The organism is Streptomyces sp. NPDC046349 (assembly GCF_055587885.1).
In genome coordinates this window covers 68,065-82,219 of sequence record NZ_JBVJFK010000004.1, presented here as the reverse complement: position 1 = coordinate 82,219, position 14,155 = coordinate 68,065, and the positions used below count along the sequence as shown (strand labels likewise).

The window sequence follows — 14,155 nt, the reverse complement described above, 5'->3', positions numbered from 1 at the left end:
GTGGCTTTGGCGATCTCCGTCGAAGGTGTCCACAAACGCTACGGCGACAAGCAGGCCCTGGCCGGGCTCGACCTGGAAGTGGCCCCCGGCACCGTGCACGCGGTACTCGGTCCCAACGGCGCCGGGAAGACCACGGCCGTGCGGATCATGAGCACCCTGCTCCGCCATGACGAGGGGGTGGTCCGGGTGGCGGGCCACGACGTCGCCGCGGACCCGGCGGCCGTCCGCGCGCGGATCGGGCTCCTCGGCCAGCACGCGGCGCTCGACGAGGAACTGGCCGGACGGCAGAACCTCGAGATGTTCGGCCGCCTGCACCACCTGGGGGCGCGCCGGGCCGGGCGCCGCGCCGACGAACTGCTGGAGCGCCTCGGCCTCGCGGACACCGGCCGCAAGGCGGTCAAGCAGTACAGCGGCGGCATGCGGCGCCGGCTCGACCTCGCCGCCTCCCTGATCACGGACCCGGAGGTGCTGTTCCTGGACGAGCCCACCACCGGCCTCGACCCGCGGGGCCGCGCCGAGGTGTGGAGCGCGGTCCGCTCCCTGGTCGGCGGCGGCACCACCGTGCTGCTCACCACGCAGTACCTGGAGGAGGCCGACCGGCTGGCCGATCGGATCGCCCTGATCGACGGCGGCCGGGTCGCGGCCGAGGGCACGGCCGACGAACTGAAGGCCCTGGTGGGGGCCGACCGGATCGTCGTCGTCCTGCGGGACGCGGCACGGCTGGCGGAGGCGGCGCGCCTGCTGCCCGATCCCGTGGTCGACCCCGACACCCTGACCCTGAGCTTCCCGGTGGAGGACCGCATGGCGGGCCTGGCCCGGACCCTGCGGACGCTTCAGGAGGCGGGCGTGGAGGCCGTCGACCTCGCCGTCCGGCGCCCCACGCTGGACGAGGTCTTCCTGTACCTGACCGACCGCGAGGAGGTGGCCGCATGAGCGCGGCATGGGTGGTCTCGGACTCCTGGACGATGACCCGGCGCGAGCTGGCGCACTGGGCGCGCCAGCCGGTCCGGATGCTCGTCGGCCTGGTCTTCCCCGTGATGATGCTGCTGATGTTCGGCTTCCTGGTGGGCGGCGGCCGCGGGATCGACGGCGAGTACGTCGAGTTCCTCGTCCCCGGGATGCTCGCCCTCACCATGGTCTTCGGGCTGGAGGCCACCCTGACGGCCCTCACCCAGGACCTGAACAAGGGGGTGATCGACCGCTTCCGCGCCATGCCGATGTCCTCCTCGGCGGTCCTGGTGGGCCGCAGCGCCGCCGACATGCTCCAGTCGGCCGTGGGACTGCTGGTCCTGGCCGCCGTCGGGCTCCTGCTCGGCTGGCGCTGGCACGGTGGCGCGGCCGCCGCGCTGCTCGCCTTCGGGCTGCTCCTGCTGCTGCGTCTCGCGATGCTGTGGATCGGGATCTGGCTCGGCATGGTCGCGGGCCGGCCGGAGCTGGTGCAGGCGGTGCAGATCCTGGTGTGGCCGGTCGGCTTCCTGTCCAACGCGTTCGCCACGCCGGAGTCGATGCCCGGCTGGCTGGGAGCGGTGGTGGAATGGAACCCGCTCTCGGCCACGGCCACGGCCGTCCGCGACCTGTTCGGCAACCCGGCCGCGGCCCCGCCCTCATGGGCCGCCGACCACGCCGCGCTGCTGGCGGTCCTGTGGCCGCTCCTGCTGCTCGCGGTCTTCTTCCCGCTGGCGGTGGGCCGCTACCGGGGCCTGAGCAGGTAGCCGTCGAAAGGGACTTGCACCTCACGCGGCGTGAGGAACCACAGTGAGGGCGTACCCGAGCAGAGGAGGGGAGAAATGGGTTTCTCCGTGGGCCAGGTCGCCGGTTTCGCCGGCGTCACGGTGCGCACCCTGCACCACTACGACGAGATCGGGCTGCTCTCCCCGGGCGGCCGCAGCCACGCGGGACACCGGCGGTACGACGACGCCGACCTGGACCGGCTGCAGCGGATCCTGTTCTACCGGGAGCTCGGCTTCCCCCTCGACGAGGTCGCGGTCCTGCTGGACGACCCGCGATCGGATCCCCAGGAGCATCTGCGCCGGCAGCATGCCCTGCTGACCGAGCGGATCGCCCGGCTCCAGCAGATGGCCAAGGCCGTTGAGCACGCCATGGAGGCGAAGAAGATGGGCATCAACCTCACGCCCGAGGAGAAGTTCGAGGTCTTCGGTGACAAGGACCCGGAGAGTTACGCGCAGGAGGTGGAGGAGCGCTGGGGCGACACCGAGGCGTACGCCGAATCGCAGCGCCGCACGGCCTCGTACACCAAGGACGACTGGCAGCGGATGCAGGACGAGTCCGCCGAGTGGGGCCGCCGGTACGTGGCGGCCATGGAGGCGGGCGAGCCCGCCGACGGTGAGCCGGCGATGGACCTGGCCGAGGAGCACCGCCTGCACATCCACAGGTGGTTCTACGACTGCCCGTACGAGATGCACACCTGCCTCGGCGAGATGTACGTCGCGGACGAGCGCTTCACCGCGTTCTACGACGCGATGAAGCCGGGCATGGCCGTGCACCTGCGCGACGCGATCCTCGCGAACGGCGTGCGCAACGTGTAAGCGGAACATCACGCAGACGCCCCCGCCGGTACCTGGAACCGGGCGGGGGTCGTGTGCGTTGATAATTGAAACCGCCCCCATCGGCACTTCCCCTCGATCCAGGAGAGCCCGGAACCCGTGTATACGCTTGCGCTCGGCCCTGAGTGGCTGTCCCCGGACTACCTGATCTCGCACTTCGGCCTGATCGGCATCCTGGTCATCGTCTTCGCCGAGTCGGGTCTCTTCGCCTTCCTCCCCGGCGACTCCCTGCTCTTCACCGCGGGCCTGCTGGTCGCGGACGGGCAGTACATCAAGCAGCCGCTGTGGCTGGTCTGCACCCTGATCGTCGCCGCCGCCATCATCGGCGACCAGGTCGGCTACATGATCGGCAAGTACTTCGGGCCGAAGCTCTTCAACCGGCCGAACTCCAAGCTCTTCAAGCGGGAGAACCTGGACAAGGCACACGAGTTCATGGACAAGCACGGCCCCAAGGCCATCGTGCTCGCCCGCTTCGTGCCGATCATCCGCACCTTCGCCCCGATGGTCGCGGGCGCCGGCACGATGAAGTACCGCACCTTCCTGACCTACAACGTCATCGGCGGCATCGGCTGGGGCGCGGGCGTCACCGTCGCGGGCTACTGGCTCGGCCAGATCGAGTTCATCAAGACGAACGTCGAGCCGATCCTCGTCGGCATCGTCCTCATCTCCGTCATCCCGGTGGTCTTCGAGGTGCTGAAGGCCCGCAAGGAGGCCAAGGCGAACGCCGGCCAGGCCCCGGAGGCGCTCGCCGCCGCCGACGGGACCGGCCCGCAGTCCCCCGGCCCGCGCGGGCGCCACGCCAAGCGCTGAGACCGCACACGCGCCGAACGGGCCGCACGCCCTCCCCGCAGGGGCAGGGGTGCGGCCCGCTGCGCGTGCGACGGCACCCGGATCGAGGCAGCCTTCGCGCCGCCCGCCGTCCCGGCGGCCGCGGCAGCCGTCGTCCTCGCCGCCTGCGGTGGCGGCGACGAGGAGGCGGTCAGTAGCCGCGGGTCCGCTTCGCCGCAGCGCGGCCCTTGGTCCTCGCCGCTCCCGGGATGCGCATGAACAGCCGGGAGGTCTCAGACCCCAGGTTGACCCCGATCGCGATGGCCAGCGCGATGGCCGCGGCGTTCACCAGGGAGCCCAGCCCCTCGTTGAGCCGGTTCTCGGCGATCAGCAGCAGCCCGTAGTACGTCGCCGAGCCGGGCAGCAGCGGCCCGATGGCGGCCGTGACGTACGGCAGGGCGGAGGCGAAGCGGTAGCGGGAGAAGAGCTGCCCGAAGAGGCCCACCAGCCCCGCCGCGACGGCCGTCGACGGCACGGGCGGGATCCCGCCCGCGTAGTGCAGCGCCCCGAAGGTCACCCACGCCACACCGCCGTTGAGCGTCACGATCCACACCGTGGAGCGTTCCTGCTGGAGCAGGATCGCGAAGGTGAAGACGAGCACCATCGACGCCGCGATCTGGACCAGTGGCCGCTGGGTGATCTGCAGGACCTCCTCCGGCTTGGGCGACGCGCCCAACTGGAGCCCGAGGTAGAGCACGACCAGCACGCCCATGATGATGCCGATGAAGAGGTACATGACCTCCAGGAGCCGGGCGGCGGCGGTGATGTAGAAGCCGGTCAGGCCGTCCTGCACGGCCGCGACCAGGGCCCGCCCCGGCAGCAGCGCGAACAGCCCGCCGGTGATCACGGCGGAGGCCTTGATGTTCTCGATCTCCGCGAGCTTGAGGGCCACCCCGAAGGCGGCCGGCGGCATCGCCGCGGCCACGAACTGGTAGAACTCCGGCAGCCCCCGCCCGGCACACAGCCACGCGAGCCGGTCGCCGAGGACCGCGCCGAGCGCCGCCGCGAAGAAGACCAGCACCCCGCCGCCGACCAGGATCGAGGCGGCCCCGGCGAGCAGCCCCGCGGCCGCCGTGAGCACCCACGTGGGGTACGGGTGCCGGTTGCGCCGGATCTCGGCCAGGCGCCGGTAGGCCTCCTCCAGCGTGATGTCGGTGTCCGGCGAGCTGATGTCGGCAACCAACCGGAACACGGCCGCCAGGCGGGTGTAGTCGGTGCCCCGGCGGCGCACGGTCCGGCTCGCCGAGACCGGATGGTCGACCAGCGACGGCTGGTGCGTGATCGACAGCATGGTGAAGGTGACCGTCGGCTCGCAGCGGTCCAGCCCGTAGGAGCGGGCCACCGCGAACATGGCGGCCTCCACGTCCTCGGAGCCCTCGCCGCCCGACAGCAGCAGCTCGCCGATGCGCAGCGTCAGGTCGAGCACGCGGCCCACGGCGGGCCCCGCCTCGCTCGGCCGCTGCACGAGGTCCGGGACGGGGCGCACGTCGACCGGCATGCGCAGCATCGTGCGCATGCGGTCCTGCCAGGGCGACTCCTTCATCTGGGCGACGGGGAAGCCCTGGCCGGGGGTGTAGGCGGGCGGGGACTGCGCGGCGCTGTAGGTGGCCGGCGCGGCGAAGGCCGAGCCCTCCGGTTCGGGCCGGGCCGGTTCGGTGTTCGGCGGGCGGACGAACTCCGAGGTGGGGTGGTCGTCGTCGGGGACTCCCGGCTCCATGCCGGGAGGCGGCGCGAAGGCGCTGTGCGCCTCGTCGGACTGGGGCTTCCTGTCCTCGGCCCCGTCGGCCTCCGCCACGCGTCCTCCAGTTCGTGATCACCCGGAGTATCAGTATGCGGAACCGTTTCCTCCCCGTCGAAACCTGGTTCTCCGGCCCGGGAACACGACGGCGGGCGGCACCCCCCGAGGGGATGCCGCCCGCCATGTCACGGGGGCGCGGGGCAGTGCCCCGGCCGGTCACCGCCGAGCGTGAGCTCAGTGGTGGCCGCCCTGCGCCTCCAGGCGCTTGTACGAGGCCTCGATCTCGGCCTCGGCCTCGGCGCGGCCGACCCAGTTCGCGCCCTCGACCGACTTGCCCGGCTCCAGGTCCTTGTAGACCTCGAAGAAGTGCTGGATCTCCAGGCGGTCGAACTCCGACACGTGGTGGATGTCGCGCAGGTGCTCGACACGCGGGTCGGAGGCCGGGACGCACAGCAGCTTGTCGTCGCCGCCCGCCTCGTCCGTCATGCGGAACATGCCGATGGCGCGGCACTTGATCAGGCAGCCCGGGAAGGTGGGCTCGTCAAGGATGACCAGCGCGTCCAGCGGGTCGCCGTCCTCGCCGAGGGTGTTCTCGACGAAGCCGTAGTCGGCCGGGTAGCTGGTCGAGGTGAAGAGGCGACGGTCCAGACGGATCCGGCCGGTCTCGTGGTCCACCTCGTACTTGTTCCGCGAACCCTTGGGGATCTCGATGGTGACGTCGAACTCCACGTCCTGCTCCTCCATGATCAGCTTCATTGCTTCGAGACGGCATTGATTCAACTGCGTGCGCGTCCGGCCCATCCCTGTCGGGTGGGGTGCCATGCTCGCGGCAAGACGCAGTGGTTAAGTGTCCCTCACGCATATGTGTGATCGCGAAAGGGGCTGGTCCGAGGTGCCATTGGTGAAGACGTGGCAGCTCACCGCAGGTGCGGCCGTCGCCGGCCTCGCCCTGTCGGTGGCAGCGGTGGCCGCCGCCGGTCCGTGGGACTCCGGCCAGCGTAAGGCCGAGCGCGACAAGGCTGCCTCCTGGGGCCGTACGGGTGGCGCAGATCACGGTGGCGGGGTCGGCGCCGGGCCCCTTCCGCAGGCCGCGCCCAGCGCCCCCGGGGTGCTGGGCGCCGTCGGCCCCGGTGTCCCGCGGGGGCAGGCCGCCGCGGCCGCCCCGTCCGACACGCTGGCCGCCAGGCTGGGGCCGCTGCTGGCCGATCCGGCGCTGGGCACCGCCCGTACCGCCTCCGTCGTGGACACCGCCACCGGGCAGGTGCTCTACGAGTCCGGGGCGCGGAACGCCATGACCCCCGCCTCCACCGTCAAGATCGCCACCGCGGCGGCGGTGCTGGCCGCGCTGGGGCCCGAGCACCGGATCAGGACCACCGTCGCACCCGGTGCCACTCCCGGCCAGGTCGTCCTCGTCGGCGGCGGCGACCCCTCCCTGACCGCGAAGAAGAAGAGCCCCGCCGGATCCGGCGGCAGCCTCGTCGCCCTCGCCGCCGATGCCGCCCAGGCCCTCAAGGCCGCCGGCACCGACACCGTGACCCTCGGGTACGACGACAGCCTCTACAGCGGCCCCGTCCGGCACCCGATCGGCGTCAACCCCAACATCGCCCCCGTGACCGCCCTGGCAGCCGACGAAGGCCGCCCCGACGACTCCACCTCAGGGCCCGTGGACCGCACCGACGACCCCGCCAGGGCCGCCGCCCGCGCCTTCCGCACCCTGCTGGCCGAACGCGGCATCAAGGTCACCGGTGACCCCGCCCGGGCCAAGGCCGCCGCCGGCGCCCAGCCGCTGGCCGTCACCCGGTCCACCCCGGTGGCCGGGCTCGTCGAGCGGATGCTGACCAACAGCGACAACGACATCGCCGAGGCCCTCGCCCGGCAGACCGCCCTCGCCTCCGGCCAGCCCGCCAGCTTCGAAGGGGCCGAGAAGGCCGTCACCGCCCGGCTCGCCGGCCTCGGCATCGACACGACGGGCTCCCGCTTCGCCGACGGCAGCGGCCTGAACCGCGCCGACAAGGTCAGCGCCGGCCTGCTGACCGGGCTGCTCGCCAAGGCCGCCGACCCCCGGCACCCCGAGCTGCGGCCCGTCCTCACCGGGCTGCCCGTCGCCGGCTTCACCGGGACCCTGCGCGCCCGCAACGCGGGCACCTCCCCGGCCGCCGGCGTGGTCCGCGCCAAGACCGGCACCCTCACCGGAGTGAACTCCCTGTCCGGCACCGTCGTCGACTCCACCGGCAGGCTCCTCGCCTTCGCCTTCCTGGCGGCCGGCAGCCCCGGCCCCGAGGGCGCCGAGAAGGGCCTGGACAAGCTGGCCGCGGCCGTAGCGGGCGCTCCGTAGGGGGTCCGCCGGACGGCTCGCCCACGTACGGTTGACGCATGACGAGCATCAGTGGTGCGGAGATGGTCGACTGGAACCTCGCGGTGGCGACCGCGACCCGGCTGGTACGGCCCGGCCCGGAGGTCACCCGGGACGAGGCGCGGGCCGTCGTCGCCGAGCTGCGCGGGCACGCCAGGACCTCGGAACGGCACGTGCGCGAGTTCACCCGGATGATCCCCGAGGGGGCCGCCGTCCCCGACACCCCCGTCCTGGTCGTCGACCGGGCCGGCTGGGTCAGGGCCAACGTCGCCGGATTCCGGGAGCTGCTCATGCCGCTCCTCGGCAAGATGCAGGACCGCCGCGCGAGCGCCCCCGGCGGAGCCGTCCTCGGCGCGGTCGGCGGCAAGGTCACCGGCGTCGAGCTCGGCATGCTGCTGAGCTTCCTGGCCTCCAGGGTCCTCGGGCAGTACGAGACCTTCGCGCCCGCCTCCCGTGACCTGCCGGCCTCCGCGGCGGGCGGCAGGCTGCTGCTCGTCGCCCCGAACATCGTGCACGTCGAGCGCGAGCTGGAGGTGGCCCCGCACGACTTCCGGCTGTGGGTCTGCCTGCACGAGGAGACGCACCGTACCCAGTTCACGGCCGTTCCGTGGCTGCGCGCCCACCTCGAAGGCGAAATCCAGACGTTTCTGGGCGCCACCGACGTCGACCCGATGACGGTCCTCGAACGCATCCGGGACGCCGCCCAGTCCTTCGCCGGCGCCCGCCCGGACTCCGAGCGCGGGGACGAGGCCCGCTCCTTCGTCGAGCTCGTGCAGACCCCCGAGCAGCGCGAGATCCTCGGGCGCCTCACCGCCGTCATGTCCCTGCTGGAAGGCCACGCCGATTTCGTCATGGACGGCGTCGGCCCCCAGGTGGTGCCCTCGGTCGCCGAGATCCGCGAGAAGTTCCAGCAGCGCCGCGCCAGCGGGGCGGGCCGGCTCGACGCCGCCCTGCGCAAGCTGCTCGGCCTCGACGCCAAGCTGCGCCAGTACCGCGACGGGGAGCGCTTCGTGCGGGCCGTCGTCGGCCAGGTCGGGATGGAGGGCTTCAACCGGGTCTGGACCTCTCCCAACACGCTGCCCACCAAGGCGGAGATCGACCGGCCCGCGGACTGGGTGGCCCGGGTCCACGGCAAGGGGGGCGAGGAGGGCGGAGAGAGCCGGGAGGGGTGACGCCGGGAGCACGGGCCGGCCGCGGGTCGGCGGGCCCGTCCCGCCAGGGGCCGCCGCTTCCCCCGCGTTCACCCGTGCCACACGTGACGGAGAGGCCTAAACATGTCTCACCGGGGGAAGCAGCGTCACCCGTCCGAGGGACCGTGAGCCGTAGAAGGGCGTGCGATGCTCGGGGAACGGCTCGGCTCTGTCACCATCAATGCACTCTGAGTGACATCCTCTCCGTTCGCGGGGGCGGCCGGGCGAGCGCCCCCCAGCACACCACCCGAAGCCTCCGAGGCATCCGAACTCCATCGAAGGGCACCGGACATGGGTCCCCATCCTGCGGTCGCGGCGATACGCCTGGCGGTCCGCCGCGTACTCCACGACGTCCTCACCGAGCTCACCGACCTCCCCCGGACCCCGTCCGGAGGTATCCCCCGTGCCGACCGTCGCACCGGCGCGGGCACCCCGCCACTCGTGCTCGTCGCCTGCTCCGGCGGCGCCGACTCCATGGCCCTGGCCTCGGCCCTCGCCTTCGAGGCCCCCAAACTCGGCATCCGGGCCGGCGGCATCACCGTCGACCACGGACTGCAGGACGGCTCCGACCAGCGTGCCGCCGAGGTCGTCGCCCGCATGACCGCCCTCGGCCTCGACCCGGTGGAGTCCGTCGCCGTGCGCGTCGGCCGTGACGGCGGCCCCGAGGCCGCTGCCCGCGACGCCCGCTACGGCGCCCTGGACGAGGCCGCGGACCGCCTCGGCGCCGCCGCCGTGCTGCTCGGCCACACCCGGGACGATCAAGCGGAAACCGTCCTGCTGGGACTCGCCCGCGGATCCGGCATCCGCTCGCTCTCCGGCATGCCCGAGGTCTCGCAGGGTCCCGGCGGCCGCGGCCGCAGCCACCGCTACCGCCGCCCCTTCCTCCAGGTCGACCGGCAGACCGCGCGCAAGGCGTGCATGGTCCAGTCCCTGGCCGTCTGGGACGACCCGCACAACATGGACCCGGCCTACACCCGCTCCCGCCTGCGCCACGAGGGACTGCCCGCCCTGGAGAAGGCGCTGGGCAAGGGCGTCGTCGAAGCCCTCGCCCGCACCGCCCAGCTCTCCCGCGACGACGCCGACGCCCTGGACGCCTGGGCCGCCGAGGCCGACCGCGGGGTGCGCGACGAGGACGGCCGGCTGGAGTGCGCCAAGCTGTACGCCCTTCCCCCGGCCGTCCGCCGCCGCGTGCTGCGCAGGGCCGTCGTCGCCGCGGGCTCTCCCGCGGGCTCGCTCTTCGCCCGCCACATCGAGGAAGTCGACCGCCTCATCACCGGATGGCGCGGTCAGGGCGCCATCAACCTGCCCGGCCGGGTGGAGGCCCAGCGGCAGGGTGGCAGACTTGTCATCCGGCAGGGCTGATTGGTGCTGAAGCACGGCTGAGTCCTCCGGGGGGACCCCGGAGCCCCGGCCGACAACGAAAGTGATGCGGGTGGACGAGAAGGACATGGGCAGCGACCTCCAGTCGGTGCTCATCACCAAGGAAGAGATCGACGCGAAGCTGGCCGAGCTGGCCGCGAAGATCGACGCGGAGTACGCGGGCAAGGACCTGCTCATCGTCGGCGTGCTCAAGGGCGCCGTCATGGTGATGGCGGACCTGGCGCGCGCCTTGTCCACCCCGCTCACCATGGACTGGATGGCGGTGTCCTCGTACGGCGCCGGAACCCAGTCCTCCGGTGTGGTGCGGATCCTCAAGGACCTGGACACCGACATCAAGGACAAGCACGTCCTGATCGTCGAGGACATCATCGACTCCGGTCTGACGCTGTCCTGGCTGCTGTCCAACCTGGGCTCCCGCCAGCCGGCCTCCCTCGAGGTCGTCACGCTGCTGCGCAAGCCCGAGGCCGCGAAGGTCGCGATCGACGTGAAGTGGGTCGGCTTCGACATCCCCAACGAGTTCGTCGTGGGCTACGGCCTCGACTACGCGGAGAAGTACCGCAACCTGCCGTTCGTCGGGACCCTCGCCCCGCACGTCTACGGCGGCTGACCCGCCCCGCCCCCGGGCGATCCGGTGTCCGGCCGGGGAACCTGGGGGCGATTCCCGCCGTTGGAGCAGGGGAAGGCGGGTCTGTCACCCGTCCCACGGGCCGCGGGTGACAATTCAGGGGTACATTCCGAAGAACAGTCTTTACTCACACAGCAGCATTTACCTACGGGCAGGAGGGACGGGGTGCCTGGCGCCCCGTATGGATGGACGTGAAGCGATACTTCCGTGGGCCGGTCATGTGGATCGTGCTGGCCGTCCTCGCCGTGGTCGTGTTGATGAATGTCGTCGGCTCCGGCGGCGGCTACAAGTCGGTGGACACCAGCGAGGTCATCAAGGCGATCAACACTGGCCAGGTGGAGACAGCCAAGCTGACCACCGGCGACAGCCAGATGATCAAGATCGAGCTGAGCGAAGGCCAGAAGCTCGGCAAGCACGACGGCACCAAGTTCCAGGCCAACTACATCGGGGATCAGGGCGTCCAGCTCGCCCAGAGCCTCCAGACCAAGTACGACGCCGGTCAGATCCCGGACGGATACTCCGTCACCCCGGACAAGACCAGCCCGTTCCTGAGCGTGCTGCTCTCGCTCCTGCCCTTCGTCCTCATCGTCGTTGTCTTCCTGTTCCTGATGAACCAGATGCAGGGCGGCGGCTCCCGAGTCATGAACTTCGGGAAGTCCAAGGCCAAGCTCATCACCAAGGACACGCCGAAGACCACGTTCGCCGACGTCGCGGGCTCGGACGAGGCCGTCGAGGAACTCCACGAGATCAAGGAGTTCCTCCAGGAGCCGGCGAAGTTCCAGGCCGTCGGCGCCAAGATCCCCAAGGGCGTGCTCCTCTACGGGCCGCCCGGCACCGGAAAGACCCTGCTGGCGCGTGCCGTCGCGGGCGAGGCCGGTGTTCCCTTCTACTCGATCTCCGGTTCCGACTTCGTCGAGATGTTCGTCGGCGTCGGCGCCTCACGTGTCCGTGACCTGTTCGAACAGGCCAAGGCCAACGCCCCGGCGATCGTCTTCGTCGACGAGATCGACGCCGTCGGCCGACACCGCGGTGCGGGTCTCGGCGGCGGCCACGACGAGCGCGAGCAGACCCTCAACCAGCTGCTCGTCGAGATGGACGGCTTCGACGTGAAGGGCGGCGTCATCCTGATCGCCGCCACGAACCGGCCCGACATCCTCGACCCGGCGCTCCTGCGCCCGGGCCGCTTCGACCGGCAGATCGCGGTCGACCGTCCCGACATGCAGGGCCGTCTGGAGATCCTCAAGGTCCACCAGAAGGGCAAGCCGGTCGCCCCGGACGTCGACCTCTCGGCCGTCGCCCGCCGCACCCCCGGCTTCACCGGTGCCGATCTCTCCAACGTCCTCAACGAGGCCGCGCTCCTCACGGCCCGCTCGGACAAGAAGCTGATCGACAACCACATGCTGGACGAGGCGATCGACCGCGTCGTGGCGGGTCCGCAGAAGCGGACCCGGATCATGTCGGACCGCGAGAAGAAGATCACCGCGTACCACGAGGGCGGCCACGCCCTGGTCGCGGCGGCCTCGCCGAACTCCGACCCGGTCCACAAGATCACGATCCTGTCCCGCGGCCGGGCCCTGGGCTACACCATGGTCCTGCCCGACGAGGACAAGTACTCGACCACGCGCAACGAGATGCTCGACCAGCTGGCGTACATGCTGGGCGGGCGCGCGGCCGAGGAGCTGGTCTTCCACGACCCGACCACGGGCGCGGCGAACGACATCGAGAAGGCCACCGCCACGGCGCGGGCCATGGTCACCCAGTACGGCATGACCGAGCGTCTCGGTGCGATCAAGTTCGGCGGCGACAACACCGAGCCGTTCCTGGGCCGCGAGATGTCGCACCCGCGGGACTACTCGGAAGAGGTCGCGGCGCTGGTCGACGAAGAGGTCAAGAAGCTCATCGAGACCGCGCACAACGAGGCCTGGGAGATCCTCGTCGAGAACCGCGACGTCCTCGACAACCTAGTCCTCGCGCTGCTGGAGAAGGAGACGCTGGGCAAGGAGGAGATCGCCGAGATCTTCTCGACCATCGTCAAGCGTCCGGCCCGCCCCGCGTGGACCGGATCCTCCCGCCGCACCCCCTCCACCCGTCCGCCGGTGCTCTCCCCCAAGGAGCTGCAGCTGACGAACGCGGCGAACGGCACGTCCGCCGTCGCGCCGGTCTCCACGGAGAAGGGCATCGAGGTGGCCCCGGAGGACCGCCCCGAGTAACCGGAGGGTCGACCCACCCGGAATGGAAGCCGCGCCCCCCAGGTTCTAGCCTGGGGGGCGCGGCACATTTGTACGACCGCGTGTGCGGACAGGAACGAGGATGAAATGACCGACCCAGTGACCTTGACCGGTGACGAGGGCAGGATCGGCGAGTTCGACGAGAAGCGCGCGGAGGCGGCGATCCGTGAACTCCTGATCGCGGTCGGCGAGGACCCGGACCGTGAGGGTCTACTGGAGACCCCGGCCCGCGTGGCGCGCGCATACCGGGAGATATTCGCCGGCCTGTACCAGAAGCCCGAAGAGGTCCTGACGACGACGTTCGACCTGGGCCACGACGAGATGGTCCTGGTCAAGGACATCGAGGTCATGAGTTCGTGTGAACATCATCTGGTCCCCTTCCACGGCGTGGCGCATGTCGGCTACATCCCGTCCACCGACGGGAAGATCACCGGCCTGTCGAAGCTGGCCCGCCTCGTGGACGTGTTCGCCCGCCGCCCTCAGGTGCAGGAGCGCCTGACCACGCAGATCGCGGACTCCCTGATGGAGATCCTGGACCCGCGCGGGGTCATCGTGGTCATCGAGTGCGAGCACATGTGCATGACCATGCGCGGGGTCCGCAAGCCCGGCGCGAAGACCATCACCTCGGCGGTCCGCGGCCAGCTCCGCGACCCCGCCACCCGCAACGAGGCGATGAGCCTGATCATGGCCCGCTGACCGGTGCCCACCCGCCCGGGGGTCAGGCCCGGGCGGGGGATTCCGGGGTGGGGTCCTCGTCCTCGGGGAGCTTGAGGACCCGCTCCAGGAAGAGCGCGGCGGCGATGACCGCGATGCCCGCGAGGACCGAGAAGCCGGCATACCAGGCCTGGTCGCGGCGGGCGGGGACGTCGAGGGAGTCGGTCAGCAGGAAGACCCCCACACCGCCGTACATGCCCGCCACCAGCGCGGCCACCAGCGCACTGGCCTGCCCGAAGACCACCGCGCGGGCCGCCATCAGCGGCTCCACGCCCTTCGCGCCCGGGCGGCGCTCCCGCTGGGCCTTGAGCCGGGCCTTCAGGGACAGCGCAGTGGCCAGCAGCACCACGGCGATGACCCCCAGGACGATCGGCGCGGCCAGCGGAACGCCCGGCAGGGTGCCGTACGTGTTCCACAGCCGGGCACCGGCCCAGGACAGGACCCCGGCGACCACGAAGATGCCCGCCAGGATCCCCGGCCTCAGTTGCTTCACTTGCCCGCTCCCCGCCTTCCGCGCAGTCCGTCAGCAGTCCAC

13 protein-coding genes are annotated in these 14,155 nt (G+C 71.5%); 10 read left to right on the top strand and 3 right to left on the bottom strand.

What is annotated here, in order from left to right:
* The 4 genes from ACZ6JS_RS10405 to ACZ6JS_RS10390 all read left to right on the top strand — a co-directional run bounded on the left by ACZ6JS_RS10405 (position 1) and on the right by ACZ6JS_RS10390 (position 3,374).
* On the top strand, positions 1-933 hold the full coding sequence (locus ACZ6JS_RS10405) for an ATP-binding cassette domain-containing protein (protein ID WP_469297239.1): 933 nt from the start codon (positions 1-3) through the stop codon (positions 931-933).
* On the top strand, positions 930-1,712 hold the full coding sequence (locus tag ACZ6JS_RS10400) for an ABC transporter permease (RefSeq protein WP_469297238.1): 783 nt from the start codon (positions 930-932) through the stop codon (positions 1,710-1,712). The genes ACZ6JS_RS10405 and ACZ6JS_RS10400 overlap by 4 nt, the downstream gene beginning before the upstream one ends.
* Positions 1,713-1,787: 75 nt before the next feature.
* Positions 1,788-2,546, top strand: coding sequence for a MerR family transcriptional regulator (locus ACZ6JS_RS10395; RefSeq protein ID WP_469297237.1), 759 nt, complete (start codon positions 1,788-1,790; stop codon positions 2,544-2,546).
* A gap of 117 nt (positions 2,547-2,663) precedes the next feature.
* On the top strand, positions 2,664-3,374 hold the full coding sequence (locus ACZ6JS_RS10390) for a DedA family protein (RefSeq protein WP_469297236.1): 711 nt from the start codon (positions 2,664-2,666) through the stop codon (positions 3,372-3,374).
* A 169-nt stretch (positions 3,375-3,543) separates the two neighbouring features.
* On the opposite strand, the gene ACZ6JS_RS10385 is transcribed toward ACZ6JS_RS10390, so the two are convergent.
* Entirely contained in the window at positions 3,544-5,187 is a 1,644-nt protein-coding gene (locus ACZ6JS_RS10385) for a threonine/serine exporter family protein (RefSeq protein ID WP_469297235.1), read from the bottom strand.
* Positions 5,188-5,364: 177 nt separating this feature from the next.
* Positions 5,365-5,859, bottom strand: a complete 495-nt coding sequence (locus tag ACZ6JS_RS10380) for an inorganic diphosphatase (RefSeq protein ID WP_030031597.1) — start codon at positions 5,857-5,859, stop codon at positions 5,365-5,367.
* A gap of 133 nt (positions 5,860-5,992) precedes the next feature.
* Here ACZ6JS_RS10380 and dacB point away from each other — a divergent pair, with 133 nt between their 5' ends.
* From dacB to folE, 6 genes are all read left to right on the top strand, one after another.
* Positions 5,993-7,465 carry a D-alanyl-D-alanine carboxypeptidase/D-alanyl-D-alanine endopeptidase gene (gene dacB / locus ACZ6JS_RS10375; RefSeq protein ID WP_469297234.1) on the top strand — a complete coding sequence of 491 codons (1,473 nt, stop codon included), beginning with the start codon at positions 5,993-5,995 and terminating at the stop codon, positions 7,463-7,465.
* A 38-nt stretch (positions 7,466-7,503) separates the two neighbouring features.
* Positions 7,504-8,655, top strand: coding sequence for a zinc-dependent metalloprotease (locus tag ACZ6JS_RS10370; protein WP_469297233.1), 1,152 nt, complete (start codon positions 7,504-7,506; stop codon positions 8,653-8,655).
* A 309-nt stretch (positions 8,656-8,964) separates the two neighbouring features.
* Positions 8,965-10,035 carry a tRNA lysidine(34) synthetase TilS gene (gene tilS, locus ACZ6JS_RS10365; RefSeq protein ID WP_469297232.1) on the top strand — a complete coding sequence of 357 codons (1,071 nt, stop codon included), beginning with the start codon at positions 8,965-8,967 and terminating at the stop codon, positions 10,033-10,035.
* A 64-nt stretch (positions 10,036-10,099) separates the two neighbouring features.
* On the top strand, positions 10,100-10,660 hold the full coding sequence (gene hpt / locus ACZ6JS_RS10360) for a hypoxanthine phosphoribosyltransferase (protein ID WP_030228417.1): 561 nt from the start codon (positions 10,100-10,102) through the stop codon (positions 10,658-10,660).
* Between the two features lie 203 nt (positions 10,661-10,863).
* Positions 10,864-12,888, top strand: coding sequence for an ATP-dependent zinc metalloprotease FtsH (gene ftsH, locus ACZ6JS_RS10355; protein ID WP_469297231.1), 2,025 nt, complete (start codon positions 10,864-10,866; stop codon positions 12,886-12,888).
* Positions 12,889-12,993: 105 nt separating this feature from the next.
* A complete protein-coding gene (gene folE / locus ACZ6JS_RS10350; RefSeq protein WP_030845998.1) occupies positions 12,994-13,602 on the top strand; it encodes a GTP cyclohydrolase I FolE in 609 nt (202 codons plus the stop codon).
* A 22-nt stretch (positions 13,603-13,624) separates the two neighbouring features.
* Here folE and ACZ6JS_RS10345 read toward each other — a convergent pair whose 3' ends face one another.
* Positions 13,625-14,113 carry a DUF3180 domain-containing protein gene (locus ACZ6JS_RS10345; RefSeq protein ID WP_469297230.1) on the bottom strand — a complete coding sequence of 163 codons (489 nt, stop codon included), beginning with the start codon at positions 14,111-14,113 and terminating at the stop codon, positions 13,625-13,627.
* Positions 14,114-14,155 lie beyond the last annotated feature (42 nt).

Excerpts from the sequence above, each read along its gene's own strand:
- tilS (WP_469297232.1), top strand. The coding sequence starts at position 8,965 with ATGGGTCCCCATCCTGCGGTCGCGGCGATACGCCTGGCGGTCCGCCGC.
- ACZ6JS_RS10370 (WP_469297233.1), top strand. The coding sequence starts at position 7,504 with ATGACGAGCATCAGTGGTGCGGAGATGGTCGACTGGAACCTCGCGGTG.
- ACZ6JS_RS10395 (WP_469297237.1), top strand. The coding sequence starts at position 1,788 with ATGGGTTTCTCCGTGGGCCAGGTCGCCGGTTTCGCCGGCGTCACGGTG.
- ftsH (WP_469297231.1), top strand. The coding sequence starts at position 10,864 with ATGGACGTGAAGCGATACTTCCGTGGGCCGGTCATGTGGATCGTGCTG.
- folE (WP_030845998.1), top strand. The coding sequence starts at position 12,994 with ATGACCGACCCAGTGACCTTGACCGGTGACGAGGGCAGGATCGGCGAG.
- hpt (WP_030228417.1), top strand. The coding sequence starts at position 10,100 with ATGCGGGTGGACGAGAAGGACATGGGCAGCGACCTCCAGTCGGTGCTC.
- dacB (WP_469297234.1), top strand. The coding sequence starts at position 5,993 with ATGTGTGATCGCGAAAGGGGCTGGTCCGAGGTGCCATTGGTGAAGACG.
- ACZ6JS_RS10400 (WP_469297238.1), top strand. The coding sequence starts at position 930 with ATGAGCGCGGCATGGGTGGTCTCGGACTCCTGGACGATGACCCGGCGC.